This window comes from Nocardia sp. GP40 (assembly GCF_050434125.1).
Lineage (GTDB): Bacteria > Actinomycetota > Actinomycetes > Mycobacteriales > Mycobacteriaceae > Nocardia > Nocardia albiluteola.
In genome coordinates, this window is record NZ_JBNPVW010000024.1 from 1 (window position 1) to 25,018 (window position 25,018).

23 protein-coding genes are annotated in these 25,018 nt (G+C 70.2%); 15 read left to right on the top strand and 8 right to left on the bottom strand.

Features of this window, described 5'->3' with window-relative positions; genetic code table 11:
* Positions 1 to 747 (top strand): group II intron maturase-specific domain-containing protein (locus tag ABH933_RS42485; protein ID WP_429428648.1); only part of this gene is annotated, 747 nt, incomplete at its 5' end.
* A 93-nt stretch (positions 748 to 840) separates the two neighbouring features.
* Here the strand turns inward: ABH933_RS42485 and ABH933_RS42490 are convergent.
* Complete coding sequence (locus ABH933_RS42490) at positions 841 to 1,716, bottom strand: SDR family oxidoreductase (RefSeq protein WP_429428650.1); 876 nt, start codon at positions 1,714 to 1,716, stop codon at positions 841 to 843.
* Between the two features lie 111 nt (positions 1,717 to 1,827).
* Here ABH933_RS42490 and ABH933_RS42495 point away from each other — a divergent pair, with 111 nt between their 5' ends.
* Positions 1,828 to 2,391: a TetR family transcriptional regulator gene (locus ABH933_RS42495; RefSeq protein ID WP_429428652.1), complete on the top strand. Its 564-nt coding sequence runs from the start codon at positions 1,828 to 1,830 to the stop codon at positions 2,389 to 2,391.
* A 16-nt stretch (positions 2,392 to 2,407) separates the two neighbouring features.
* Here ABH933_RS42495 and ABH933_RS42500 read toward each other — a convergent pair whose 3' ends face one another.
* Positions 2,408 to 5,047 carry an ATP-dependent RNA helicase gene (locus tag ABH933_RS42500; protein ID WP_429428654.1) on the bottom strand — a complete coding sequence of 880 codons (2,640 nt, stop codon included), beginning with the start codon at positions 5,045 to 5,047 and terminating at the stop codon, positions 2,408 to 2,410.
* A gap of 87 nt (positions 5,048 to 5,134) precedes the next feature.
* Positions 5,135 to 5,443: a DUF7677 family protein gene (locus tag ABH933_RS42505; RefSeq protein WP_429428656.1), complete on the bottom strand. Its 309-nt coding sequence runs from the start codon at positions 5,441 to 5,443 to the stop codon at positions 5,135 to 5,137.
* Between the two features lie 162 nt (positions 5,444 to 5,605).
* Between ABH933_RS42505 and pheS the strand changes: the two genes are divergently transcribed.
* From pheS to ABH933_RS42540, 7 genes are all read left to right on the top strand, one after another.
* Positions 5,606 to 6,676, top strand: a complete 1,071-nt coding sequence (gene pheS / locus ABH933_RS42510) for a phenylalanine--tRNA ligase subunit alpha (protein WP_429428658.1) — start codon at positions 5,606 to 5,608, stop codon at positions 6,674 to 6,676.
* A 42-nt stretch (positions 6,677 to 6,718) separates the two neighbouring features.
* The gene (gene pheT / locus ABH933_RS42515; RefSeq protein WP_429428660.1) at positions 6,719 to 9,271 is read left to right on the top strand and encodes a phenylalanine--tRNA ligase subunit beta; all 2,553 of its coding nucleotides are present in this window, start codon (positions 6,719 to 6,721) and stop codon (positions 9,269 to 9,271) included.
* A 111-nt stretch (positions 9,272 to 9,382) separates the two neighbouring features.
* Positions 9,383 to 9,724, top strand: a complete 342-nt coding sequence (locus ABH933_RS42520) for an EthD family reductase (protein ID WP_429428662.1) — start codon at positions 9,383 to 9,385, stop codon at positions 9,722 to 9,724.
* Between the two features lie 339 nt (positions 9,725 to 10,063).
* Positions 10,064 to 10,840: a L,D-transpeptidase family protein gene (locus tag ABH933_RS42525; protein ID WP_429428664.1), complete on the top strand. Its 777-nt coding sequence runs from the start codon at positions 10,064 to 10,066 to the stop codon at positions 10,838 to 10,840.
* Between the two features lie 22 nt (positions 10,841 to 10,862).
* Positions 10,863 to 11,660 (top strand): alpha/beta hydrolase, encoded by a 798-nt coding sequence (locus tag ABH933_RS42530; RefSeq protein ID WP_429428666.1) that lies wholly within the window; start codon positions 10,863 to 10,865, stop codon positions 11,658 to 11,660.
* Positions 11,661 to 11,738: 78 nt separating this feature from the next.
* Complete coding sequence (locus ABH933_RS42535) at positions 11,739 to 12,254, top strand: hypothetical protein (protein ID WP_429428668.1); 516 nt, start codon at positions 11,739 to 11,741, stop codon at positions 12,252 to 12,254.
* 8 nt (positions 12,255 to 12,262) lie between these two features.
* Positions 12,263 to 13,303: a hypothetical protein gene (locus ABH933_RS42540; protein ID WP_429428670.1), complete on the top strand. Its 1,041-nt coding sequence runs from the start codon at positions 12,263 to 12,265 to the stop codon at positions 13,301 to 13,303.
* 52 nt (positions 13,304 to 13,355) lie between these two features.
* Here ABH933_RS42540 and ABH933_RS42545 read toward each other — a convergent pair whose 3' ends face one another.
* From ABH933_RS42545 to ABH933_RS42555, 3 genes are read right to left on the bottom strand one after another with little or no spacing between them, the layout of a single operon-like run.
* Positions 13,356 to 13,763: a RidA family protein gene (locus ABH933_RS42545; protein WP_429428672.1), complete on the bottom strand. Its 408-nt coding sequence runs from the start codon at positions 13,761 to 13,763 to the stop codon at positions 13,356 to 13,358.
* A complete protein-coding gene (locus tag ABH933_RS42550; protein WP_429428674.1) occupies positions 13,760 to 14,548 on the bottom strand; it encodes an IclR family transcriptional regulator in 789 nt (262 codons plus the stop codon). Before ABH933_RS42550 ends, ABH933_RS42545 begins: the two co-directional genes overlap by 4 nt.
* Positions 14,545 to 15,615 (bottom strand): sugar kinase, encoded by a 1,071-nt coding sequence (locus ABH933_RS42555; RefSeq protein WP_429428676.1) that lies wholly within the window; start codon positions 15,613 to 15,615, stop codon positions 14,545 to 14,547. The genes ABH933_RS42550 and ABH933_RS42555 overlap by 4 nt, the downstream gene beginning before the upstream one ends.
* Before the next feature lie 100 nt (positions 15,616 to 15,715).
* Between ABH933_RS42555 and ABH933_RS42560 the strand changes: the two genes are divergently transcribed.
* Genes ABH933_RS42560 through ABH933_RS42575 form a run of 4 tightly spaced genes read left to right on the top strand, consistent with a single transcriptional unit; the run spans position 15,716 to position 20,709 of the window.
* Entirely contained in the window at positions 15,716 to 17,038 is a 1,323-nt protein-coding gene (locus tag ABH933_RS42560) for an amino acid deaminase (protein ID WP_429428678.1), read from the top strand.
* 14 nt (positions 17,039 to 17,052) lie between these two features.
* On the top strand, positions 17,053 to 18,663 hold the full coding sequence (locus ABH933_RS42565) for an N-acyl-D-amino-acid deacylase family protein (protein ID WP_429428742.1): 1,611 nt from the start codon (positions 17,053 to 17,055) through the stop codon (positions 18,661 to 18,663).
* An 8-nt stretch (positions 18,664 to 18,671) separates the two neighbouring features.
* Entirely contained in the window at positions 18,672 to 19,280 is a 609-nt protein-coding gene (locus tag ABH933_RS42570; RefSeq protein WP_429428744.1) for a bifunctional 4-hydroxy-2-oxoglutarate aldolase/2-dehydro-3-deoxy-phosphogluconate aldolase, read from the top strand.
* A gap of 7 nt (positions 19,281 to 19,287) precedes the next feature.
* Complete coding sequence (locus ABH933_RS42575) at positions 19,288 to 20,709, top strand: GntP family permease (RefSeq protein ID WP_429428680.1); 1,422 nt, start codon at positions 19,288 to 19,290, stop codon at positions 20,707 to 20,709.
* Positions 20,710 to 20,715: 6 nt separating this feature from the next.
* Here ABH933_RS42575 and ABH933_RS42580 read toward each other — a convergent pair whose 3' ends face one another.
* Together ABH933_RS42580 and ABH933_RS42585 are read right to left on the bottom strand one after the other, a co-directional pair.
* Entirely contained in the window at positions 20,716 to 22,068 is a 1,353-nt protein-coding gene (locus ABH933_RS42580; RefSeq protein WP_429428682.1) for an FAD-dependent oxidoreductase, read from the bottom strand.
* A gap of 14 nt (positions 22,069 to 22,082) precedes the next feature.
* On the bottom strand, positions 22,083 to 22,565 hold the full coding sequence (locus ABH933_RS42585) for a MarR family winged helix-turn-helix transcriptional regulator (protein WP_429428684.1): 483 nt from the start codon (positions 22,563 to 22,565) through the stop codon (positions 22,083 to 22,085).
* 91 nt (positions 22,566 to 22,656) lie between these two features.
* On the opposite strand from ABH933_RS42585, the gene argC reads away from it, so the two are divergent.
* The gene (gene argC, locus ABH933_RS42590; protein WP_429428686.1) at positions 22,657 to 23,751 is read left to right on the top strand and encodes an N-acetyl-gamma-glutamyl-phosphate reductase; all 1,095 of its coding nucleotides are present in this window, start codon (positions 22,657 to 22,659) and stop codon (positions 23,749 to 23,751) included.
* The gene (gene argJ, locus ABH933_RS42595) at positions 23,748 to 24,953 is read left to right on the top strand and encodes a bifunctional glutamate N-acetyltransferase/amino-acid acetyltransferase ArgJ (protein ID WP_429428688.1); all 1,206 of its coding nucleotides are present in this window, start codon (positions 23,748 to 23,750) and stop codon (positions 24,951 to 24,953) included. The genes argC and argJ overlap by 4 nt, the downstream gene beginning before the upstream one ends.
* The last annotated feature ends 65 nt before the right edge of the window (positions 24,954 to 25,018 follow it).

The following is a 25,018-nucleotide window of genomic DNA, read 5'->3' on the forward strand; positions in this document are numbered from 1 at the left end:
TCACACCGCCGTCGTACGGCGTCGAGGACGCTCCAGCCGACGGTAGGTCAGCGTGACATCGAAGCAGAAGTTGCCAACAGCGTTGGGGGCGTAATTTCACCGTTGCTGGCGAATCTGTTCATGCACTACGCATTCGATGCGTGGCTGGTTCGGGAGTTCCCGAACGTTGCGTTCGAGCGGTACTGCGACGACGCGGTGGTGCACTGCGCGAGTGAGGACCAAGCGCACCTGGTGCGGGAGGCGATCGCGGCGCGATTGGCCGAATGTGGTGGGCTGCAACTACATCCCGACAAAACCCGCATCGTGTACTGCAAGGACCGTGCTCGGCGTGGAGAGTTCCAGCACACGTCGTTCACGTTCTTGGGGTACGGGTTCCGATCGCGGATGGTTCGGACGAGGACGGGGAGGTTCTTCTCCGGCTTCAACCCGGCCATCAGCGACGAAGCCGCCAAGGGCATCCGGGAGCGGGTCCGTTCCTGGAGACTGCACCAACGCAGCGGCTCGACCATGAATGAACTCGCCCGGGAAGTGAACACGGTGGTGCGAGGGTGGATGAACTACTACGGGCGGTTTCGCCGCTCGGCGTTGCATTTCAGCCTCAATCGAATCAACGACTACCTGGTGCGATGGCTCGTGCAGAAATATAAGCGGTTCCGGGGCCGGTGGAAGCGGGCACGCGAAGCGTTGCGCAAAATCGCGCACGCTTACCCGCGGCTATTCACCCACTGGGCGATCGTGACTCCGTAACCGTGAACGACTCGATGATGGGAGCCGTATGACGGGAGACTGTCACGCACGGTTCTGAGAGAGCCGGGAGGTGAGATCCCTCCCGGCCACTCGCTAGTCCTTGAAGTAGTAGGGCGCGGCCAGATCCTCGTGCAGGGTCGGGCCGGTCGGCTGCCAGCCCAGCTGGTCCCGCAGGGAGCCGCTGTCGCCGGTGACGCTCATGCCGAAGAACGTCCCGATCCAGCCGAAGTGAGCCAGCGCGTCCTCGCGGGAGATCGACCGCACCGGCAGGTCGAGTCCCTTGCCGATGGCCTCGGCGATCTCGCGGGTCGGCACGCCGGATTCGGCCATCGCGTGCAGAACCGTTCCGGCGGAGGACTTTTCGATCGCGAGGCGGAACGCCCGCGCGGCATCCGAGCGGTGCACCGCGGGCCAGGTCTGCGTGCCGGTGCTGATGTAGCCGGAGATGCCGGTCGCCCTGGCGGCCTCGACGAGGGCATGGACGAAGCCGTGATCGCCCTCGCCGTGCACCGTCGTCGGCAGGCCCATCACGACCGAGCGGACGCCGCGGTCGGCGAGGCGGATGGTGGCCGCCGCGGTGGCCGGGCGGATCATGTCGCCCGTGTCGATTCCGGGCTCGCCGATGTTGTGCGGGACCAGCCCGGAGGCGATGACCAGCGGCCGGTCCGAGCCGGCGAGCACATCTCCGAACGCGTCGACGACCGCGCGATCGATGCGCTGGTTCTCCTCGAAGTTCGAGAAATCGTGGATGAAGGCCAGGTGGATGACGCCGTCGGAATCCTCGGCGCCCGCGCGCAGGCCGTCGAGATCGTGCAGGTCTCCCCGGCGTACCCGCGCGCCGGTGGCGGCCAAACGTGCGGCGGCGGCATCCGATCGCACCAGTCCGACAACATCGTGACCTGCGCTGATCAGTTCGGGAACGACGGCGGAGCCGACCCAGCCGGAGGCGCCGGTGACGAAAATGCGCATGAGAACAGCCTCTCTGCTTGCTTATGTCAGTGGATGACATCACTGTAGCTGCGATGACAGCCGCTGTCATCAAGTGAGTTCAGTGGGTGACATCACCGCTAGAATGGGGCCATGGCTCGATGGGAACCGAATGGACGAGGCCGCCTCCGGGATGCGGCGATGGAGCTGTATCTCGAGCGCGGTTTCGATCAGACCACCGTCGCGGACATCGCCGAGCGGGCCGGGCTGACCGAGCGCACGTTCTTCCGCCACTTCGCGGACAAGCGCGAGGTGCTGTTCGGCGGGCAGGATCTCCTGCACGAGCTGACGGCGAAAGCCATTGCCGAGGCGCCCGATTCGGCCGCGCCCATCGACGTGATGGAGTCGGCCCTGATCGCCGTGTGCGAGATGATCGGGCAGGATCGGGATTTTTCGCGGCAGCGGCAATCGGTGATCGACGCGAACGCCGCACTGCGCGAGCGCGAGCTGATCAAGCTTGCCGCGCTCGCGGAGACCAGCGCCGAGGCGCTGCGCGCCCGTGGGGTTCCCGAACCGGCCGCGAGCCTGGCCGCCGAGGTGGGCATCGCGGCATTCAAAATCGGATTCACGCGGTGGGTATCGGCCGATCGGGGCGGCACGCTCGTGGAATCCGCCCGTGCGGCGATGGCCGAGGTCAAGACCGTCACGGCCGGGTAGGCGCGCCTTCGCCGGCTCAGTGCCGGTTCGCGTTGCGGGCGGCGCCGCGGTGGGCCGGGACCGTCGTGGGATCCTCGGGCCAGGAGTGCTTGGGATAGCGGCCTCGCAGGTCCGCGCGGACCTGCGACCAGCCCGTGCGCCAGAAGGAGGCCAGATCGGCGGTGACCGCGACGGGGCGCTGGGCGGGGGAGAGCAGGTGCAGCAGGATCGGGACGCGGCCGTCGGCCAGGCGGGGTGCGTCGGCCCAGCCGAAGATCTCCTGAACCTTCACCGCGAGCACCGGTTGTTCGGCGGAGTAGTCGAGCCGGGGAGCGCTGCCGGAGGGTACCGAAAGGCGTTCGGGCGCAAGCTCGTCCAGCCGCGCGGCCGCGGGCCAGGGCAGCAGGCGGCGCAGTGCGTGTCCGGCGTCGATGCGTTCGAGGTCCGCGCGGCGGCGTGCGGTGGCGAGGTCCGGGCCCAGCCAGGCGTCGGTGTCGTCGAGCAGGGCCTCGTCGTCGACCGGGGGCCAGGGCGCGCCGAGGGTGCGGTGCAGGAAGTTGAGGCGGTCGCGCAGGGAGCGTGCGTCCGGATTCCAGTGCAGTACACCGAGACCCGCTGAACGCAGGCCGGAATACACAGCCGTGCGGACCAATCGAGGATCCGGTTCGCGAATCGGTCTTTCCGACAGCACGATCGAGCCGAGTCGTTCCGTTCGGCGGGCCACCACGTCGCCGTCGACCCAGTCCACCTCGTCGGCAGTGGTCAGGAGGTTGGGCGCGGCATCGCGGGCCAGTCGCTCGTCGGCCACCGCGGCCAGTCGGACGAGCCCGTCGGAGCGGCCGGGATCCCGGGTCGCCACGGCGACGGCGAGCCACTCGGCGTCGCCTAGGCCCGAGCCTGGTGGCAGCGTGACCGCGGTACCCCCCGCCATCAGATAGCTCGACGAGCCCGCGGCGCGGCGTCGTGCCAGTCGTTCCGGATGTGCCAGTGCGACAACGAAAGCGGGGTCGTCGGTGCTGGAATAGCGGTCGTCTCGGGTACCCTCCGTCGCGCCGCCTTTATCGCTGGTCGCGCCGCGCGATGCTCGACCCGACCCCGCGTCTTCGCGCCCCGGACTCCGGGTGCGAGGACTGTTCTGCGTGGAGTGAGCCTCGGTGCGCCGATCGCGCCCGGTCGACGGCCCGACGTCCGTTGCCGGCGCGCCCCGGGGGCCGTCGGCCGCTTGCTCGGCGAGTCGGGTGAGCCGCTCGACCTCGCGGACCCAGCGGGCGGGTCGTTCCCGGCGCAGCGTGCGCAGGCCGGATGCGAGATCGACTGTCGAGGTGAGGGTGTCGTCGTCGAGCATCGTGACGACCTCGGCCGCAGTACGGGCGCCCACCGCGGCCGCACCGTCCAGTAACGCTCGTGCGAGGCGGGGGTGCAGGCCCACCCGCGCGAGCCGTTGCCCGTGTTGGGTGACTGTGCCGTCGTCGTCCACAGCCTCCAAGGCGCGCAAGACATCTCGGCCCGCGGCCAGGCCGCCGGACGGCGGCGCATCCCACCAGGCCAGGGCGGTGCCGTCCGGGGTGCCCCAGCAGGCGAGCTCGAGGGCGAGACGGGTCAGGTCGGCCGTGCGGATCTCCGGCTCCGGGTAGGCGGGCAGAGTGGATTGTTCGTGCTCGGGCCAGCATCGCCAGGCGTGCCCGGGGGCCTCGCGCCCGGCGCGTCCGGCGCGCTGTTCGGCGACCGCCGCCGAAACGCGAACCGTGGCAAGGCCGGACAGTCCGCGGCCGCGGTCGATGCGCGGCACGCGAGACAGTCCGGAGTCCACTACGGCACGCACTCCCGGCACGGTCAGGCTGGATTCGGCCACCGCGGTCGACAGCACCACCCGTCGCCGGGAGCCCCGGCGCAGTGCGTCGTCCTGCCCTCCGGCGGACAATCGGCCGTGCAGCGGCACCACGTCCACGTCCTGCAGATCGGCGAGTTGCTGTGTGGTGCGCCGGATTTCGGCGGCGCCGGGCAGGAATGTCAGAACGTCGCCGGATGTTTCGGCGAGCGCGGCCCGCACCGCGCGGGCCACCTGAGCCTCGATGCGTTCGCGGGGGAGCGGGGGAAGGTACGAGATCGGCACCGGGTAGGTCCGCGCGTGCACCTCGAGGACGGGCGCGCGGTCGTCCTCGCCCAGCAGCGTCGCGAGCCGGTCGGCGGCGACGGTCGCGGAGGTGGCCAGCACCCGGAGTTCCGGCAGCAGCCCGGCGCGGGCGTCGAGGAGCAGCGCCAGCAGCAGGTCGGCGTCGAGATGCCGTTCGTGGCACTCGTCGAGGATCACCGCGTCGACCCCGGCCAGTTCGGGATCGCCCTGCAACCGGCGTACCAGCAGCCCGGAGGTGACGACCTCGATCCGGGTGCCCGCGCTCACCCGTCGATCCCCGCGCACCGAATAGCCAACGGTTCGTCCCACCGGCTCACCCAGCAGTGCGGCCATGCGCGCGGCCGCCGCCCGCGCGGCCAGCCGCCGCGGCTCGGCCACGACCACCCGCCCGGTCATCGAGGCCGCGAGCGCCAGCGGCACCAGGGTCGTCTTGCCCGTGCCCGGCGGCGCGACCAGCACCGCGGTGTGCCGCTCGCGCAGTGTCGCGACGATCCGGTCGAGCGCACCCCGCACCGGCAGATCGGGAAGTTCGGGCAGTTCCATCGCCGATCAGTCTGCCGGGGGGCTCTCTGCGCACGGAAATCGGTCGGCACGGTCCGGATCTCCGGCGGCGACCCGCCCGTCGATCGGTCAGTAGAGCTCGACCTCCCAGGGTTCTAGTTCCGGCTCGCCCGGCGGGAGTTCGCCGGTGCAGTACCGGTACAACCAGGCCGCCGCGCGGCGCTCGGCATACTTCTCGTTGACCGGCTCGCCCGCGTCGTCGAGCTCCAGGACGTTGGCGAAGATTGCGAAGCACGTCTCCATCTGCGACGGCGAATCGCGCAGCTCGTCCCAGTAGTCGACACCGGTGAGCATGGGGTGGCCGACGGAGCCCCGGGCCACCCATCCGGCGAATCGCCTGATCGCCCCGGACGCGCCGGCACCTATCCGAGCAGTCACCGGCGGACTGTATCGCGCGGATCGATGTCGGTTGTGCATATGTGATCTCGGCGAGATAAACGGGCGTGAGCCGGGGCGGGCGCATCGCCTACGATTCCACCAGCGACAATGTCAGCAAGAGGTACGAGGACAGACCCGGACGCAGGGGAGAGACGAACCATCGTGGCGCAGGACAACGCAGCCGACAAGGACCCGGCACAGCAGGCGGCGCTCAGCGAAGAGTCGCTGAGCGCGGCGGCCGAGGCGGCGGAGAAGGCTTTTGCCGCGGCCGCGGACCTCGATGCGCTCGCGGCCGCGAAGACCGAGTACATGGGCGGTAAGTCGCCGATCTCGCTGGCGCAGCGCTCGCTGGGCAGCCTGCCCAAGGAGGAGAAGTCCGAGGCCGGCAAGCGGGTCAACGTGGCGCGTTCCCGGGTCAGCGCGGCCTTCGAGGCCCGCCGGGCCGAGCTGCTCGCCGAGCGCGACGCCGCCGTGCTGGTCGCCGAGGCCATCGATGTGACGCTGCCCGCCCGGCGCGCCGCGGTCGGCGCCCGGCACCCGATCACCGCGATCTCCGAGCGCGTGGCCGACGTGTTCGTCGGGATGGGCTGGGAGGTCGCCGAGGGGCCCGAGGTCGAGACCGAGCACTTCAACTTCGACGCGCTGAACTTCCTGCCCGACCATCCGGCGCGCACCATGCAGGACACCTTCCACCTCGCGCCGGAGGGCTCGCGGCAGGTGCTGCGCACCCACACCTCGCCGGTGCAGGTGCGCTCGATGCTCTCGCGCGAGCTGCCGATCTATGTGGTGTGCCCGGGGCGTACCTTCCGCACCGACGAGCTCGACGCCACGCACACCCCGGTGTTCTCTCAGGTGGAGGGCCTGGCGGTGGACAAGGGCCTGACGATGGCGCACCTGCGCGGCACCCTGGATGCCTTCGCCCGGGCGCTGTTCGGCGCCGAGACGCGAACCCGCATGCGGCCCAACTACTTCCCCTTCACCGAGCCCTCGGCCGAGGTGGACGTGTGGTTCCCGGACAAGAAGGGCGGGGCCGGCTGGGTGGAATGGGGCGGCTGCGGCATGGTCAACCCGAAGGTGCTGATCGCCAGCGGGATCGACCCCGAGGTGTACAGCGGTTTCGCCTTCGGTATGGGTCTCGAGCGCACCCTGCAGTTCCGCAACGGCATTTCCGATATGCGCGACATCGTCGAAGGCGACGTGCGGTTCACCCTGCCCTTCGGCATCCAGTCCTGACACCGGCCCCACACCGAGGCACACGAGAAAGCGAAACGTCCAGTGCGAGTAGCGCAGTCCTGGCTGACCGAAATCCTGCAGCGCACCACCCCCGGCTGGTCGGTGACGCCGGAGGAGCTCGACGCGGGCTTCGTCCGGGTCGGCCTGGAGGTCGAGGAGCTCGACAAGCTCGAGCGCATCACCGGCGCGATCGAGCATCCGCTCGTCGTCGGCCGCGTCGCGGAGATCACCGAACTGACCGAGTTCAAGAAGCCGATCCGGTTCTGCAAGGTCGACGTCGGGAACCCGGATCTGCAGGAGATCGTCTGCGGCGCCCGCAATTTCGCCGTCGGTGACCTGGTCGTGGTGGTGCTCCCGGGCGGTGTGTTGCCGGGCGGCTTCGAGATCAGCTCGCGCAAGACCTATGGGCACACCTCGAACGGCATGATCTGCTCGGTCGCCGAACTCGGTATCGGCAAGGACCATTCGGGCATCCTGGTGCTCGAGCCGGGCACCGCCGAACCCGGCGCGGACGCGAACGAGCTACTGGGCCTGGACGATACGGTGGTCGAGCTGAACATCACCCCCGACCGCGGCTACTGCTTCTCGGTGCGCGGGCTGGCGCGCGAGCTCGCCTGCGGTTTCGACCTCGAGTACGCCGACCCGGCGGTGCGCACGGTGCTTACCCACCCCGTCGGCTCCGCAAGCTCCGCCGACCGACCGTCCCCGTTGCCCGACGACGAGGCCGAGGCGTGGCCGATCAAGGTTGAATCCGACTCCGGCTGCACGCGTTTCGCGGCGCGCAGGGTGACCGGCATCGACCCCACGGCGATGAGCCCGTGGTGGCTGCAGCGCCGGCTGCTGCTGGCCGGGGTCCGCCCGATCTCGCCCGCGGTCGATGTCACCAACTACGTGATGCTCGAGCTCGGGCAGCCGCTGCACGCGTTCGACGCCTCGAAGGTCAACGGGCCGTTGGTGGTTCGCAAGGCCAACACCGGCGAGACGCTGCGCACCCTGGACGAGTCCGAGCGGGTGCTGGACGGCGAGGACACCGTCATCGCCGACGATTCGGGCGTGATCTCGCTGGCAGGTGTCATGGGCGGCGCCACCACCGAGGTGAGTTCGGACTCGACCGACATCCTGCTCGAGGCCGCGACCTGGAATCCCCTCGCGGTCTACCGCACCGGCCGCCGCCACAAGCTGAGCTCGGAGGCCGGCAAGCGCTACGAGCGCGTGGTCGACCCCGAGGTGAACGTCGCCGCACTCGATCGCGCCGCCTCGCTGCTGGCCGAGATCACCGGCGGCACAATCGAACCCGCGCTGACCGACGTGCGCCTGCCGGTCGATCCGGCCGCGCCGATCCACATGGATCTGGATCTGCCCGACCGCACCGCCGGGGTGAGCTACCCGACCGGGACCGCGGCGCGGCGTCTGGCCCAGATCGGCTGCGCGGTCGACGTCGATGTCAGCGAGTCCGGGCACGGCCAGCTGGTGGTGACCCCGCCGAGCTGGCGGCCCGATCTGGCCCAGCCCGCCGATCTGGTGGAGGAGGTGCTGCGCCTCGAGGGTCTCGAGCAGATTCCGTCGGTGCTGCCGACCGCCCCCGCCGGCCGCGGGCTCACCGCCACCCAGCGCCGCCGTCGCGCGGTCAGCCGGGCGCTGGCGTTCTCCGGCTGCGTCGAGGTGCCCGCGCCGATCTTCCTGCAGGCCGGGGCGTTCGACACCTGGGGCCTGCCCGCCGGCGATCCGCGCCGGGCCACCATGCGCGTGCTGAACCCGTTGGACGTCGAGCGGGCCGAGCTGGCCACGACGCTGCTGCCAGGTCTGCTGGAGGTGGCCGCCCGCAACATCTCCCGCGGCGAGCGGGACCTGTCGATCTACGGCATCGGCCAGGTCGTGCTGCCGGGGCCCAACATCCGTCCGGTCGACGCGCTGCCGGTGGACCGGCGGCCCAGCGACGCGCAGATCGCGGAGCTGATCGACTCGCTGCCCACGCAGCCGGTGCACGTCGCCGCCGTGCTGACCGGGCGCCGCGAGCCGCGCGGCCCGTGGGGGCCCGGCCGGGCCGCGGAGGCCGCCGACGCCTTCGCCCTGGCCGACGCGGTCGCCGAGGCCGCCGGGGTGACCATCGAGCGCCGGGCCGCGGCCTATCTGCCGTTCCATCCGGGGCGCTGCGCCGAACTCCTCGTCGAGGGCGTCGTGGTCGGGCATGCGGGCGAGCTGCATCCCGCGGTGCTGGAGCGGGCTGGCCTGCCGCCGCGCACCTGTGCGGTGGAGCTGGACATGGACGCCCTACCGCTGCGCGAATCCCGGCCCGTGCCAACGGTTTCCCCGTTCCCGGCGGTGCTGCAGGACGTCTCGGTGAGCGTCGCGCGTGCGGTGCCCGCCGCCGCGGTCGAATCCGCGCTGCGCTCCGGCGCCGGTGAGCTGCTGGAGGACATCGCGCTGTTCGATGTGTACGAGGGCGCGCAGGCGGGCGAGGGGCGCACCTCGCTCACCTATGCGCTGCGCTTCCGCGCCACGGATCGGACGCTGACCGAGGACGAGGCGAGTGCGGCGCGCGACGCCGCGGTGGCGGCGGCATCCGCGTCGGTGGGAGCGGTGTTGCGCGGATAGTCGGTCGGCGGAATCGATTCGGCCGCCGGTCGTGTCGATTCGCCCGGGTTCGGTGCGTCGAAGTCGATGAGCCCGGTGAGCGTCACCGGGCCGATAGCGAGGAGCCGAGCATTGACCACATCAGCCCAGCCCACCGCCGCCGCTCCGAAGGCGCGCCTGCTCATCCTGTGGGATACGCCCTCGGACGCCGAGGCATTCGAACGGCACTACCGCGAGGTGCACATACCGCTGGCGAACCAGCTCCCGGGCCTGCGTCGATACACCCGGAGCCATTCCCCGGCCGCGGTGCACGGCGACTCGTGCTACATGGTCGCCGCACTCGATTGGGATGATCGCGCGGCCCTGGATGCGGCCCTCGCGTCGGAGGCCGGGCAGGCGACCGGCGCCGACGTTGCGAATCTGACCCGCTACGCCGGGATCCACAGCATGATCCTGGATCTCGCCGACGTGTAAACCGCGTCGGACGGCCCGCCGAGATGCCGTGCGCTGCATGGGCGGTGGGGGAGCGACTGCCCGATCACGATGGAGGGTGCCCAGAGGGGATGTGCCTGGGCGGATGTGCCGCGCGATCCGCCCCGGCCGGCCCGCCGATATTTCGCGCGCTGCACGGGCAGTGGGAGCGACTGCCCGATCACGGATGGAGCGCGCCCGGAGGGGATGTGCCTGGGCGGATGTGCCCGCGCGATCCGCCCCGGCCGGCGGGCTCGCCGGTCCGCGCGGAGACGGACATGCCGACACGGACATATCTGTTGGGTACGAGGCGCGCAACGCCGTGCGGTTAAGCTCGGCCGGGTGAGTGTGTCCTGGAACCTCGTGCACCGCGTGGCCGTCTGCGCGGCGGTGCTGCTGGTGGCGGCCGGATGCGGGCAGCAGCAGACCCGATCCGCAAGTGCCGTGCCTACGACCACGGTCGTACCGGCACATTCCGTGACCGCGCGACCGGTCGACTTCGGCCCGGGAAGTGTGGGGGCCGGGCTGCCCGCAGGGGTGCCCGTGCCGCCGCCGGGCACCGATCAACTGCTGACCGTGCTGGTGTCGGGGCCGGGCAGCACCACCGGGACCCTGCAGGGCTGGCAGCGCTCGAGCGGCGGCTGGACCAGCGCCGTCGGGCCGGTGTCCATCCGGGTCGGGACCGCCGGCGTGGGGCCGACGCACGAGGGGATGAACCGCACACCGGTGGGCACGTTCGGGCTGCCCTCGGCGTTCGGGCGGGAGCCGAATCCGGGTACGAGGCTGCTCTACCGGCAGATCGGCACCAGCGACTGGTGGGTGAGCGATCCGAAGAGTTCGCAGTACAACACCTATCAGCACTGCGCCCCGGGTACCTGCCCGTTCGACGAGCGCGACGGCGAGAACCTGGGCCAGGCCGGCACCAGTTACGACTATGCGATCGTGATCGGCTACAACACCGCGCCCGTCCGACCCGGGGCGGGCTCGGCCTTCTTCGTGCACGTGGACGCGGGTATTCCGTCGGAGGGATGCGTCGAGACGCCGCGCGCCTCGGTGGTCGCCCTACTGAAATGGCTGGATCCGGCGCAGCATCCGAACATCACCATCGCGTACCACTAGCGCGGCCTGGACAATGACTCGTATGCGACATCCGTCGACGCCGATCCTGAATGCGCTCACGTTCATGCCGGAGCGGCAGATCACCGTGACGCCGGCGGGGTTCGGGGTCGACTACGAGGACCTGTATTTCACGGCCGCCGACGGCACGCGGATCAACGGGTGGTTCGTGCGTGCGGCGAATGCCCGTCCCGCCGGATCCCCGCTGGGCCACGTCCTGTTCGCGCACGGCAATGCCGGCAATATCGGGGATCGCTCGCCGGTGCTCGCGCTGCTGGCCGCCGTCGGATTCGACGTGCTGGTCTTCGACTACCGCGGCTTCGGGCGCAGCGGCGGGCGCCCCAGTGAGCGCGGGATCTACCTTGATGCGCGCGCCGCGCGCGAGACGCTGCTCGCACAACCCCGGGTCGATCCGAATCGGGTTGTGTACCTGGGCAAATCGCTGGGCGGTGGGGTGATGACGGAGTTGGCCACACGCTACCCGCCCGCCGCGCTGATCCTCATGTCCACCTTCACCGGCCTGCGCGACGCGGCCGGGGTGGTCTACCCCTATCTGCCGAGACCCTTTGTGCCCGATGCATTTCCGAATCTGCGCCGGATCCGGTCGCTGCGCAGCCCGGTGCTGATCATGCACGGCGACAACGACGAACTGCTGCCGGTCCGCATGGCGCGCGAATTGTACGACGCCGCACCGGAACCCAAGCGGCTGCACATCTATCCGGGTGGGTGTCACAACGATCTGATCCTGATCCCGAGCTGGGCGCCGACGGTGGCGGAGTGGGTGTCCTCGGTGCTCGATGATGCCTCGGCGGTCCCGGAGTAGATCCGCGAGGCCCAATGGCAGGTTCGCGCACCCGGCGCGTCCGGCCCGGGGCCGGTGATTCTGCGTAGCCTGGGATACATGTCCGAACTGACGGATCTGGCGGCCATTCTCGCCGTGCTGCCGGACGAGGATCTGCTGAGCGTCGTGACGGCGGCGACCACGGGGCGGCCCGGCCTGGAACCGCTGCATCTGGTGGCGGTGGAGTTGTCCGCCCGGACCGGCCATGCGGACCCGGAGCCCGATGTGACGTCGGACACGAGCCCGGCCGCCGAGGTCGCGGGCGGTCGCGCGGTGACCCCGTTCGACCAGCCGAGTCCGGTCACCGGAGCCATCCTGACGCCGACCGAGTTCCCGGGCACCGGCTACTCGGATTCCGGTGTCCCTACTTTCGAGTCAGTTCGCGATAAGGTCGAGCGGCGCTTCGGTACCGCGCAGGGAATGGGCGAGCTCTCGGCGCAGACACCGGTGGGCCGCGGTGCGCAGGAACAGTGGCAGGCGCGGCAGAAGGCCGCGCGGGAACGCCTGGACGAGATTCGGAAGTCGATGCACCGCAACGACTCCGACCAGACGGGCGGTCCAGGAGAGACGAACTAGGGGAACGAATGGCCCAGCCGCGCGAAATCGCCGAGCGCCTGCTCGATGCGCAAGTGGACTTCCTGCTGGCGGAGGTGAGCGGCGACCGGTTCGCCGAGGTGATCGCGCGCGATGTGGAGGCCGTGATCGGCGTCGCGGACACCATGATCTTCCGCGACATCGTCGGCGTCGAGGATGCCCGGCAGACCGTGCGCACCGTGGTCGACCGGATCGGCGGCAGTCCGGTGATCGCGGATTCGGTGGGTGTGTTCGCCGATGCGATCTACGACAACATCGCCCGCAACGAGGACTACACGCTCGGTGACGTCGTGGAGCGCGAACCGGTGGAGGCGCTGCTGGAGAAGATCTTCGGCATGCACCAGGCCCAGGAGCGGATCTTCGAGCGCCTGACCGAGAGCCCGCTGGTCGCGACCGTCGCGTCGAAATTCGTGGACAAGCTGATCGACGACTTCATGGAGTCGAACCGGCAGATGGCCGCCAAGATTCCCGGCGTGGGATCGCTGGTCTCCTTCGGCACCTCGGCGGCCAAGACGGCGCGCAAGGCGGCCGAGAAGGCCGCCGACGGCACCTTCATCGGCGAAATGGCCGGCAAGGGTGCGCAATACGCGCTCAAGCGCACCAACAATGCCATCCGCGAAATGCTCCGGGACGCGCCCGTGCACAGCGCGGCGATGGAATTCTGGGATCTGCACGCGGGTGAGCCCGTGAGCGGCCTGCGCGACTACCTGTCCCGGCAGGACCTGCGCGAGCTGGCCCAGATCGTGCACCGGATCGCGATCACCACCCGGGACAAGGAATACTTCGGCCTGCTGCTGGACGAATGCGTCGAGGTGTTCTTCACCAAGTACGGTGACCACACCCTGGCCGCGCTGCTGCCCGAACTCGGCCTGGACGCCGAGGACATCCAGGCGGAGATCCTGCGCTACGGCCCGGCGGTCGTCGAGGCCACCAAGCGTAACGGCGTGCTGGCCAAGCTGATTCGGGAACGACTGGAGCCGTTCTACACCTCGGACGCGGTGCTGGAGATTCTGGGCGCTGCCACGGCCTGAGACGAAAAGGACCGCGGCCCACCGTTTTCCGGCCCGGCCGCGGCCCGGCGTTCTATTGCGTGACGATCGCGACGGCGTCGATCTCCACGAGCATCTCCTCGCGGGGCAGGCCGGTGAAAACCGTTGTGCGCGAGGGAAGCACGCCGCAGGTGGTGTGCTCCTCGACGAACTTTCCGTACGCGTCGTTCATGGTCGCGAAGTCCTCGCGCTTGGTGAGGTAGACGCGCAGCATCACCACATCGTCGAAGCTCGCGCCCGAGGCGTCCACGATCGCCTTGACGTTCTGCAGGGTGCGGGTCGTCTGCGCGGCCACATCGCCCGGATACAGGTACTCGTTGGTGGCCGGGTCGACCGGGCCCTGGCCGGAGACCTGCACGAACGGACCCTTGCGCACGCCCTGGGAGAACGTGTGGGCGGGGGCGGGGGCGTCGGTGGTGCGGACGGCGGTCTTGCCGGTCATGAAATGCCTTTCGTGAGTGGGGATTTCGAGTGGGATGCGGAGCGCGGGCTCCAGCCCAGCTCGGTCGAGATGGCCTCGGCCGTGGCATGCACGCGCGGCAGCAGGCCCAGCACCTGCTCGTGGTCCAGCAGCAGATCCGGAACCGACACCGACAGCGCGGCCACGACCGCGCCGGTGCCGTCGCGCACCGGGACGCCGATGCAGTTGACGAAGCTCTCGTGCTCCTCGTGATCCTCGGCGAACCCCTGGGCCGCAACGAGTTCCAGCTCGGCCAGGTACCGCTCCGGCGTGCGGATCGTGCGCTCGGTGAACTTGTGGTAATCCAGCCGCTCGGCGATCGCCCGCCAGTGCGCGCGCGGATGCGCCGCGACCAGTACCTTGCCCACGGCCGTGCAGTGCAGCGGCGCCGGGCGCCCGACCCGCGAGTACATGCGCACGCTCTGGGTGGCGTCGAGCTTGTCGATGTAGATCGCCTCGCCCGATTCGTAGGTCGCCAGGTGCACCGTCTGCCCGGTGTCGGCGTTGAGCGCCTCCAGGTGGGGACGGCCCAGCGTGCGCACGTCGCGGCGCTCGAGCGCGTGGTTGGCCAGCTCGAACAGCCGCGAGCCGAGCGTGTACCGGTGTGCCGCGTCGTGGGTGACGAAGCGGTCGGCCTGCATGGTCTGCAGCAGCCGCAGCACCGTGGACTTGTGCACGCCCAGGCGCGCGGCCAACTGGTCCAGGGTCTTCGGGTCCTCGCCGAGTTCGATGAGGATCGTCAACGCGCGTTGCAAGCTCTGACTCATGACGCCTCCTCGGATGCCGCCGGAATCCACCGCGTCGCGGCCCACCCCGCAGCGGTTGCCGCGGCGGCGGATTCGAGCACGGCGGGCGGGGGCAGCTCGGCCACGTCGCCGGTGCCGGTGAGCGCGGCCGCGGCGCACAGATGGCCGTAGCGCAGCAGCTGTTCGTGCGGACGTCCCTGCAGCAGCGCGGCCAGGTAGCCACCGGCGAACGCGTCGCCCGCGCCGATCGCCTCGGTGACCTCGAGGCGCAGCGCGGGCACCTCGAGGCGCAGCGCACCGAGGAAACCGGTGACCGAATGCCCGCTGTTCTTCACCACGAGATGCCGTGGCTGCGGGAACATCTCGCGCAGCCGTTCCGGATCGCCGGTGCCGAACACCTCCTGCGCCTCGTCGGCACCCAGGAACGCCACGTCGCTACCGCGCAGCTGTCGTGCCAGCGTATCCGCGGCGTTCTCCTCGCGCCGGATCCACAGTGCCGGACGGTAATTCAGGTCGAAGCTGATCAACCGCTCGCGCCGCGGCAGGGCGGTGAGCGCATCGGTGAGCGCGGTCGCCGACGGGGACAGTGCGGTGGTGATGCCGGTGAAGTGGATGAGCTCACACTGTTCCAGCAGCCCGTTACCGGCATCGAGGTCCGTGGGTGAGAGGGCGCTGGCGGCGGATCCGGTGCGGTAGTAGAGCATTCGGCTCGCCCCGGCGGCCAGATCGGCCGGATGCGACGATCCGCCGCCGCGCTCCTTGACGTAGAGACCGGTCGGCCGGGCCGGGTCTGTGTACACCGCGGAGGTGTCCACCCCGCGCTCGCGCAGGTGGCGAACCAGGTAGCGGCCGAATCCGTCGTCACCGACCCGCGACACCCAGGCGGTGCCGATGCCGAGCTGGGTCAGCACGGTAGCGACGTTCAGTTCCGCCCCGCCGGCGGTGCGATCGAAGGTGAGGGAGTCCTCGAGCGGGCCCGGCCGCGCGATCAGCACGGCGAGCCCCTCGCCCACGGTGATCGCCCGTATGCGGGGCGGCGTAGGCCAGATCACAGCCGTCTCCTTCGGATGCTTGCGACTATCGGTCATCACGTGCAGAATAACCACGGAAAACACGATGCGCAATGCGCGTTGCAGATTGTGCAATAGCTGGACCGTATGACGTTCAGCCTACGAGGGAAGGAGTGTCGTGGCGATCGACGGCGACCTGCAGACCATCGACTCGGTGAAGGTGGCGGCCCTGCACGACCGGGTGCTCGGGCCCGAGCACAAATCGCTGCCGCCCGCGGCCTGGGGTTTGTCCGCGCGCGAATTCCTCGCCACCGCACCTCATCTGGACGATCTCGAGACCCCGGTGCTGACCATCGATCGCGCCGCGGTGGATGCGAATATCGCGGTGATGGCGGAGTGGGCGGCCGGCGCGGGGGTCCGGCTGGCGCCACACGGCAAGACCACGATGTCCCCCCAGCTGTGGGGCGAACAGCTCGCGGCCGGCGCCTGGGGGATCACCCTGGCCACGGGCTGGCAGGTGCAGGTGGCGCGGTCGTTCGGTGTCGCCCGCATCGTGCTCGCCAACGCCCTGGTCGACCCCGTCGGATTGGCCTGGCTCGCAGCCGAACTCGATCGCGATCCCGGTTTCGAGTTCTACAGCTGGGTGGACAGCGTCGCGACGGTGGAGGCCATGGACCGGCACCTGGCGGGAGCTGCGACGGATACAGCCGCGCGCGTGCCGGTGCTGGTCGAGCTGGGTGGCGCCGGCGGGCGCACCGGCGCCCGCGGTGTCGAGGAGGCCCTGGCCGTCGCGGCGGCCGTGCGGAACTCGGCGCGGCTCGAGCTGGCGGGGGCCGGTGGCTACGAGGGCGCCCTCGCGCACGACCGCCGCCCGGACGCGGTCACCACCGTGCACGACTACCTCGACGATCTGGCCCGCCTGCACCGCGAACTCACCCCCACGTACGAACGCCCCGCGATCGTGACCGCCGGCGGCAGCGCCTACCAGGATCTGGTCGTGGAGCGCCTGGCCGGCCTGGCCGACGAGCGTGGCGAGCGCGGCCCCGCCACGACCGTGGTGCTGCGGTCGGGCGCGTACATCATCCATGACGACGGCTTCTACTCCGGCATTTCGCCGCTGGCCGGCGCGCGCGCCGAGCACCCGCTGCGCTCGGCCATGCACGGCTGGGCCCGCACGGTGTCCCGGCCCGAGCCGGGGCTGGCGCTGCTGGACGCCGGAAAGCGGGACCTGCCGTTCGATGAGGGGCTGCCGGTACCGCAACGGCTTTCGAAGGGGCAGGGGCAGGAAGGGATGCCGAGCGCGGCGCTGGTGTCGGCGCTCAACGATCAGCACACCTTCCTGCGCCTGCCGGAGGGCGGCGAGGTGCCCGTCGGCAGCGTGGTGCGGCTGGGCCTGTCACATCCGTGCACGGCATTCGACAAGTGGCGGCTGATCCCGGTCGTCGACGACGCCGGCGCCGACCGTCCGCGCGTGATCGACCTGCTGCACACCTTCTTCTAGCGGATCGAACGATGATGGGCAGCTTGCTGATTCGTGGTGTCGACATCGTCGACGGGACGGGGTCACCCCGCTTCCGGGGCGACGTCTCGGTGGCCGGCGGCCGGATCACCGAGATCGCCGGGCCCGGCACGATCGCCGGGGGCGAGCGCGTCATCGAGGGCGAATCCCTGGTGCTGGCACCGGGTTTCATCGATATGCATGCCCACTCCGATCTGCATCTGCTCACCGATCCGGGGCACTTCCCGAAGGTCAGTCAGGGCGTCACCACCGAGGTGATCGGCCAGGACGGGCTGTCGTACGCGCCCGTCGACGAGGCCGCCCTGGCCGTGCTGCGGCGCCAGATCGCCGGGTGGAACGGCAATCCCGCGGACCTGGACTTCTCCTGGCGCACCGTCGGGGAGTACCTGGACCGGCTGGACGCGGGCATCACGCCGAACGCCGCCTACCTGGTGCCGCAGGGCACGTTGCGGCTGCTCGTCGTCGGCCCGGACAAGCGCCCGGCGACCGCCGCGGAGATCGACCGCATGGCAGAGCTGCTGGCCCAGGGGCTGGCGCAGGGCGCGGTCGGCATGTCCAGTGGCCTGACTTATACGCCCGGAATGTACGCCAGCACTTCGGAATTGGCGGCACTGTGCCGGGTGGTCGCGGACGCGGGCGGCTTCTACGCCCCGCACCACCGCTCGTACGGCGCGGGCGCCCTGGACGCGTATGCCGAGATGATCGGCCTGGCCCGCGACACCGGCTGCGCGGTGCATCTCACGCACGCGACGATGAACTTCGCCGAGAACCGCGGGCGCGCACCGGAACTGCTCGCGATGATCGACGCCGCGCTCGCCGAGGGCTGCGACATCACCCTGGACACCTACCCGTATCTGCCCGGCTCGACGACGCTCTCGGCACTGCTGCCCAGCTGGGCGTCCTCGGGCGGACCGGATGCGGTGCTGGCGCGCCTGGACGATCCCGGCGAGCGGGAGCGCATCGTCGCCGACGTGACGGTCAACGGCTCGGACGGGTGCCACGGGGTGACCGTCGACTGGGGGACCATTCAGATCAGCGGCGTCGCGTATGCCGACCTGGACCGGTATGCCGGGCGCACGATCGCCGAGATCGCCGCCGCGGAAGGCATTGCGCCCGTGGAGGTCTTCTTCGATCTGCTGCGCCGCGACGAGCTGGCCACCACGATCCTGCAGCACGTGGGCCACGAGGAGAACGTGCGCGCCATCATGCGGCACCCGCGGCACATGGGTGGCAGCGACGCGCTACTGGTCGGGGAGCGGCCGCATCCGCGGGCCTGGGGCACGTTCCCGCGCTACCTCGGGCACTACGTGCGCGAACTCGGCGTGCTCGGGCTCGAGGAGTGCGTGCACCACCTGACCGGCAACCCGGCCGGGCGGCTGCGGCTGCGCGAGCGCGGCCTGATCCGGCCCGGCTACGCCGCGGATCTGGTGCTCTTCGATCCCGGAACCATCCGCGACACAGCCACTTTCGACAATCCCAAGCAGCAGGCCAAGGGCATCGAGCACGTGATCGTCAACGGCGAGTTCGCGATCGACGCCGGCAGGCCTACCGGCGCGCTGGCCGGTCGTGCGCTGCGTATGGACCCGACCCTGAAGGAGACACGTTGACGACCGCCATGGATGTCATCCGCGCCGACCGGGTGCTCACCGTCGTGCGCGCGCCGCGGATACCCGACGCGAAGGCCCTGGCCGAGGCGCTGGCCGGCGCCGGAATCCGCGCGGTGGAACTGACCTTCACCACGCCCGGCATTCTCGACGCCCTGGCCGCGGCCGCGGCCGCCGAGCGGGCGGTGGTCGGCGCGGGCACGGTGCTGACCGCCGAGCAGGCCGAGCAGGCCATCGGCAGCGGCGCGAGGTTCCTGGTCACCCCGGGACTGCGGCCCGACGTGGCCCATGCCGCCGCGCGGCACGGCATTCCGGTCGTGATGGGCGCTTTCACCCCCAGCGAGGTGATGGCCGCCCTGGACATGGGCGCGGCGGCGGTGAAGATCTTCCCGGCCCGCGCGCTGGGACCCGGCTATCTGAAGGATCTGCGTGGACCCTTCCCGGACGCGGAGCTGATCCCGTCCGGCGGGGTCAACGCCGGTAATGCCGCGGAGTTTCTCGCCCACGGCGCGGTGGCGGTCACGGCCGGCACCGACGTCGTCGCACCCACCGATGTCGCCGCGGGCCGATGGTCCGACATCGCCTCGCGCGCGGCATCTTTCGTTCGATCCATGAAGTGAGGCAGGTATGTCCGTCACCGTCGACTGGCTACGCACGAGCACACCCGGACTACTGATACTGTGCGGTCTCGCGATCGCGGTACTGCTGGTCGCGATCATCCGGTTCAAGCTCGAGCCGTTCATCGCGCTGCTCCTGACGGGCCTGCTGCTGGCGCTGGCCGCCGGGCTGCCGGTGTCCAAGATCGTGGGCACCCCGTTGAAATCCTCGGATTCCATCCTGGAGACCGGATTCGGCAGCATCCTGGGCCACATCTCGGTGATCATCGGTCTCGGCACGGTGCTCGGCGCGATCATGGAACGCTCCGGCGGCGCGGATGTGCTGGCCGAGCGGCTGCAGAAGATATTCGGGCGCAAGGGCGCTCCGATCGCCATGGGCCTGATGGGCCTCATCTTCGGCATTCCCGTGTTCTTCGATATCGGCATCTTCGTGCTCGCCCCGCTTGTCTACGTGGCCGCCAAGCGCGGCGGCGGATCGCTGGTGCTGTACGCGATGCCGATGGTCGCGGGCCTGTCCATGACACACGCGTTCCTGCCGCCGCACCCGGGCCCGGTGGCCCTGGGCGGGCTGATGGGGGTCAGCCTGGGCTGGCTGATCATCATGGGACTGATCTGCGGCATACCGGGATTCATCGCGGCGGGCCTGGTCTGGGGCACCTTCATCGGCAAGCGGATCGTGGTGGACGTGCCCGCCGAGTTCACCGTGCAGGCCGCGGCGACGGAGCCGGAATCGGAATCCGATGCGGCGCAGCGCAAGCCGCCATCGATCGCGCTGATCGGCGGCATCATCGCCATTCCGCTGGTGTTGATCCTGGGCGCGACCTTCGGCAGCCAGCTGCTGCACAAGGGCTCCCGGCTGCTGGAAGTGCTGACGTTCCTGGGCAATCCGGCCGTGGCGCTGCTGATCGCGGTGCTGTTCGCGTTCTATGCGCTCGGCCTGCGGCGTGGATCGACGGTGCAGCAGCTCGGCGCGCTCACCGCGGAATCGCTGCGGCCGGTGGGCATGCTGCTGCTGGTGATCGGAGCGGGCTCGTTCTTCGGGGCGGTCATCTCGGCAACCGGCATCGGAAAGGTGCTGGCGCACACCATGTCCGAGGCCGGGCTGCCGGTGATCGTGATGGCCTACATCATCAGCTGCGGCCTGCGGATCGCGCAGGGCTCGGCGACGGTGGCCATCGTGACGACCGCGGGCATCGTCGGACCGCTCGTGGCCGGGCACGGATACTCCGAGATGTCCGTCGCGCTGATCGCCATGGCGATCAGCGCCGGATCGATCATTCTGAGCCACGTCAACGACGGCGGCTTCTGGATGGTCTCGAAGTTCTTCAACCTGTCGGTGAAGCAGACGCTGCAGACCTGGAGCGTGCTGGAAACCGTGCTGTCGGTGGTGAGTTTCGCGGTCGCGGCCGTGCTGTTCGCGATCGTCAGCTGACGGTCGCTAGGCGTCGGCGGTCTTGGGCTCGGAGCCCAGGCCGCCGAACATCTTCCGCTTGAGCGGGGGGATGGCCTCGACCACGCGGAACATGGTGCGGCCCAGGGCGCGTCCGACGCGACTGGTCGACACCGACTGCTCGGCGGTCTTGAGCGAGGCGCGCACCGCGGCGAAGCCGTAGTCGATCATCTCGGCCTCGTATTCGTGCAGCGCGTCCAGCAGGTCGCGCTCGCCGCGGGCGACCGCGACCAGGCGATCGCGCAGCTCGTGCGCGTCGCGCAGGGCCACGTTCGCGCCGATGCCGCGGAACGGGGTCATGCTGTGGATGGCATCGCCGAGCAGCGTGACGTTGGTGGTCTCCCACGCGGGCACCGGGACCGAGGTGCGAATCGGCAGCAGCGTGACCGTCTCGGTAGGGCATCCGGTGATCAGCTCGCGCAGCTCGGGGGACCAGTCGGCGGTGAGCCGGTCGGCCAGGTCCTGAAGTTCCTTGGGCTCCAGCGACTCCAGCTCGCGGTCGACCGGGTAGTCGGCGCGGCGCGCGGCATAGCTCCACAGCACGTAGGGCTCGGTGTTGTCGAACAGCGCGCCCGGATTCAGTTCGGCCGCACCGTCGTTGCCGCCGATGCCGCCGAGTGCCGGGTCCGGCTCCTCGAAAACGTGCGGGGCGACGAACATTCCGCCCGTCCGGGCGGGCATGACAGAGACCGGGGCCAGCTGCAGGCGCCGGGCGAGACGCTCGCGTCCCTCGGTGTTCAACATGTATTTGCCCGCGATGCAGGCGATTCCGGTATCCACCCGCTCGGCGTGCGGCAGCAGCTGGGCGCGCACCCGGGAGGTGGCGCCGTCGGCCCCGACGAGCACGTCGCCGACCGCCGTTGTCCCGTCGGCGAATTGGGCCTCCACCCGGCCGTCATCCAGCTTCCGGTAGCCGGTGATCGCCTTGTCGTAGTGCACGATGCCGTCCAGATCCGACAGCAGGACCTGGCGCAGGGTGATGCGGCTGACGCCGAAGTTGCGGTCGACGTCGTCGCCGGTGGTCGCGCCCTCGATCGCGTCCATGTCGAGCTCGAGCAGCATGTCGAGCTGTTCGGTGGCGAAACCGAAGCCGAACTCGCGGTCCATGTTTCCGGCGCCGGCCACGAACGCGCGATACAGATGCGCGGGCAGCAGTTCGTGCAGCGCGCGGCTGCCGCGCGGGCTGATGTGAATGCGGAATCCCTGCAGCCGGTCGGTGCGGTGCCGGTCGCGTTCGTAGACCGCGACACTGACGCCCGCGCCGCGCAGGCCGTGGGCCAGCGCGAGGCCGCCGATGCCGCCGCCGGCGATGATGACGTGCAGAGATGTGTTGTCGGACATCGTATTACCCCAATTCAATCCTGGCTCCAGCGGAAGTACCGGTGCCTGCGTCGCGCGGTCTGCTGCTGCTCCGCGCCGTGATGTGCCCAGTCCCGGATGAGCCGGGTGAGTAGCCCGGTCAGGGCCACCACGTCATCCGCGGACCAGTCGGCGATGACCGCCCCGAAGACCTCTTCGCCGGCCGCGAGGAACTGCCGTAGCTCCGCGCGGCCGACGTCGGTGGCCACGAGCAGCACCGCTCGCCGATCCGCCGGGTCCGGCTCGGTGGTCACCAGCTCGGCCTCGGCCAGCGCCTTGATGTGCCGGGTGACCGAGGAGGGGAGCGCCCCCAGCCGTTCGGCCACCTCGCCCGCGCGGAGCGGGCCGTGGTCGACGGCCAACTGCAAGACACCCAGCCGGACCGGATCGAACGCCCGTGCCTGCCCCTGGCGGTTGGCCTCGGCGAACAGGCTGACGGTGCGAACGAGCTCCGAAATCTGGTCTTTGTTTGCTTGCATGAAACAACAGTAGATTACTTGCTCCGGTGAAACAAGTATTTTTTCCGGCCCTGCCGATGAATGGGATTGCACGATCGTGCATAATCATCACATGGCGGATACCTCGAGTGGGCCCCTGCTGCGGGTCGCGGTGGCTGGTGCGAGCGGATATGCGGGCGGTGAGGTCCTGCGACTGCTGCTGGGACACCCCGAGTACCGAGCCGGGCGCCTCGAGATCGGGGCGCTGACCGCGGGATCCAATGCCGGCACCGCGCTGGGGGAGCTGCAGCCACATCTGCTGCCGCTCGCCGACCGGGTGCTGACCGAGACCACCCCGGAGATCCTGGCCGGGCACGACGTGGTGTTCCTGGGCCTGCCGCACGGGCAGTCGGCCGCGATCGCGACCGCCCTGCCCGCATCGACCGTGATCATCGACTGCGGCGCGGACTTCCGGCTCACCGACGCCGCGGCCTGGGAGAAGTACTACAAGTCCCCGCACGCGGGGAGCTGGCCCTACGGGCTGCCCGAGCTGCCGGGCGCCCGCGAGCGGCTGCGCGGCGCGACCCGGATCGCGGTGCCGGGCTGCTATCCGACGGTGTCCAGCCTGGCGCTGGCGCCCGCGATCGCTGCCGGGATCGTCGAGCCGAGCGTGAACATCGTTGCGGTGAGCGGTACCTCGGGCGCGGGCCGCAAACTCGATGTGGGGCTGCTGGGTTCGGAGGTGATGGGCTCCGCCCGCGCCTACGGCATCGCGGGCGCGCATCGGCACACGCCGGAGATCGCGCAGAACCTGAAGGCGGCCGCCACGAGCTCGACCGCCGGGCGCGAGTTCGACTGCGCCGGTGCGGATGTCGCGGTGTCGTTCACCCCTGTGCTCGCGCCGATGGCGCGCGGCATCCTGGCCACCTGCACCGCGCCGACGCTGGTCGATGCCGAGCAGGCCCGGGCGGTGTACGAGAAGGCCTATGCCGACGAGCCGTTCGTGCACCTGCTGCCGGAGGGGCAACTGCCGCAGACCGGTTCGGTGCTGGGCTCCAACGCCGTCACCCTGCAGGTCACCGTCGACGCCGACGCCGGACTGCTGGTGGTGATCGGCGCGATCGACAACCTGACCAAGGGCACCGCGGGCGCCGCGGTGCAATCGATGAACCTGGCGCTCGGCTACGACGAGACCGCCGGACTTTCCACCGTAGGAGTGGCACCGTGACATCGACCGACAAACTTCTCCGGTCCCAGGGTGTGACCGCACCGCTGGGCTTCCGCGCCGCAGGTATTGCGGCGGGAATCAAGAAGAGCGGAAAGCCGGACCTGGCACTGGTATTCAACGAGGGACCCGAATGCGCCGCGGCCGGTGTGTTCACCCGCAACAAGGTCAAGGCCGCGCCCGTGCTGTGGTCGCAGCAGGTGCTCACCGGCGGGCGGCTGCGCGCGGTGATCCTCAATTCCGGTGGCGCCAACGCCTGCACGGGCCCGGGCGGCTTCCAGGACACCCATGCCACCGCCGAGGAACTGGCAAAGGCATTGAGCAACTGGGGAACCGACACCGGGGCGGGCGAGATCGCGGTCTGCTCAACCGGTTTGATCGGCGACCGGCTACCGATGGACAAGCTGCTGCCCGCGGTCACCGAGATCGTGCACGAGATGGGCGGCGGGCTCAACGGTGGCACCGACGCCGCGCACGCCATCATGACCACCGACACGGTCCCCAAGGAGGCCGCCTACCACCATCACGACAAGTGGAACGTGGGCGGCATGGCCAAGGGCGCGGGCATGCTGGCGCCCTCGCTGGCGACCATGCTGGTGGTGCTCACCACCGACGCGGTGGCCACCCCCGAACAGCTCGACGCCGCGCTGCGCAAGGCGACCGCGCGCACCTTCGACCGCCTGGATGTCGACGGCTCCTGCTCCACCAACGACACCGTGCTGCTGCTGGCCAACGGCGCCAGCGCCGTCGCGCCGTCCCAGGACGAGCTCGACGCCGCGGTGCTGGCCGTCTGCGACGATCTGGCCGCCCAGCTGATGGCCGACGCCGAGGGTGTCACCAAGCGGGTGCAGGTCACCGTGCGGGGCGCGATCGACGAGGACCAGGCCCTGATCGGCGCCCGCGCCGTGGCCCGCGACTCGCTGGTCAAGACCGCGTTCTTCGGCTCGGATCCGAACTGGGGCCGGGTGCTGGCGGCGATCGGCATCGCGCCGATCGAGCTGGATCCGGACCGGATCTCGGTGTCGTTCAACGGAAGTCCGGTGTGCGTCGACGGCATGGGCGCGGCGGGCGCGCGTGAGGTCGATCTGTCCGGCCCGGATATCCACGTCGTGATCGACCTCGGCCTGCACGAGGGCGAGGCCACCATCCGCACCACGGACCTCTCACACGGGTACGTGGAAGAGAATTCGGCGTACAGCTCGTGAGCGGAGTGAAGCGGAGTGAACCAATGAGCCGGCGTGCGGTACGCATGACGGGGCCGAGCGTTAGC

Coding starts and splice junctions, on each gene's coding strand:
- ABH933_RS42500 (WP_429428654.1), bottom strand. CDS start 5,047: ATGGAACTGCCCGAACTTCCCGATCTGCCGGTGCGGGGTGCGCTCGAC.
- ABH933_RS42495 (WP_429428652.1), top strand. CDS start 1,828: ATGGCTCGATGGGAACCGAATGGACGAGGCCGCCTCCGGGATGCGGCG.
- ABH933_RS42540 (WP_429428670.1), top strand. CDS start 12,263: ATGGCCCAGCCGCGCGAAATCGCCGAGCGCCTGCTCGATGCGCAAGTG.
- ABH933_RS42570 (WP_429428744.1), top strand. CDS start 18,672: ATGGATGTCATCCGCGCCGACCGGGTGCTCACCGTCGTGCGCGCGCCG.
- ABH933_RS42535 (WP_429428668.1), top strand. CDS start 11,739: ATGTCCGAACTGACGGATCTGGCGGCCATTCTCGCCGTGCTGCCGGAC.
- ABH933_RS42565 (WP_429428742.1), top strand. CDS start 17,053: ATGGGCAGCTTGCTGATTCGTGGTGTCGACATCGTCGACGGGACGGGG.
- argC (WP_429428686.1), top strand. CDS start 22,657: ATGGCGGATACCTCGAGTGGGCCCCTGCTGCGGGTCGCGGTGGCTGGT.
- ABH933_RS42580 (WP_429428682.1), bottom strand. CDS start 22,068: ATGTCCGACAACACATCTCTGCACGTCATCATCGCCGGCGGCGGCATC.
- ABH933_RS42585 (WP_429428684.1), bottom strand. CDS start 22,565: ATGCAAGCAAACAAAGACCAGATTTCGGAGCTCGTTCGCACCGTCAGC.
- ABH933_RS42575 (WP_429428680.1), top strand. CDS start 19,288: ATGTCCGTCACCGTCGACTGGCTACGCACGAGCACACCCGGACTACTG.
- ABH933_RS42530 (WP_429428666.1), top strand. CDS start 10,863: ATGCGACATCCGTCGACGCCGATCCTGAATGCGCTCACGTTCATGCCG.
- ABH933_RS42490 (WP_429428650.1), bottom strand. CDS start 1,716: ATGCGCATTTTCGTCACCGGCGCCTCCGGCTGGGTCGGCTCCGCCGTC.
- ABH933_RS42550 (WP_429428674.1), bottom strand. CDS start 14,548: ATGAGTCAGAGCTTGCAACGCGCGTTGACGATCCTCATCGAACTCGGC.
- ABH933_RS42545 (WP_429428672.1), bottom strand. CDS start 13,763: ATGACCGGCAAGACCGCCGTCCGCACCACCGACGCCCCCGCCCCCGCC.
- ABH933_RS42555 (WP_429428676.1), bottom strand. CDS start 15,615: ATGACCGATAGTCGCAAGCATCCGAAGGAGACGGCTGTGATCTGGCCT.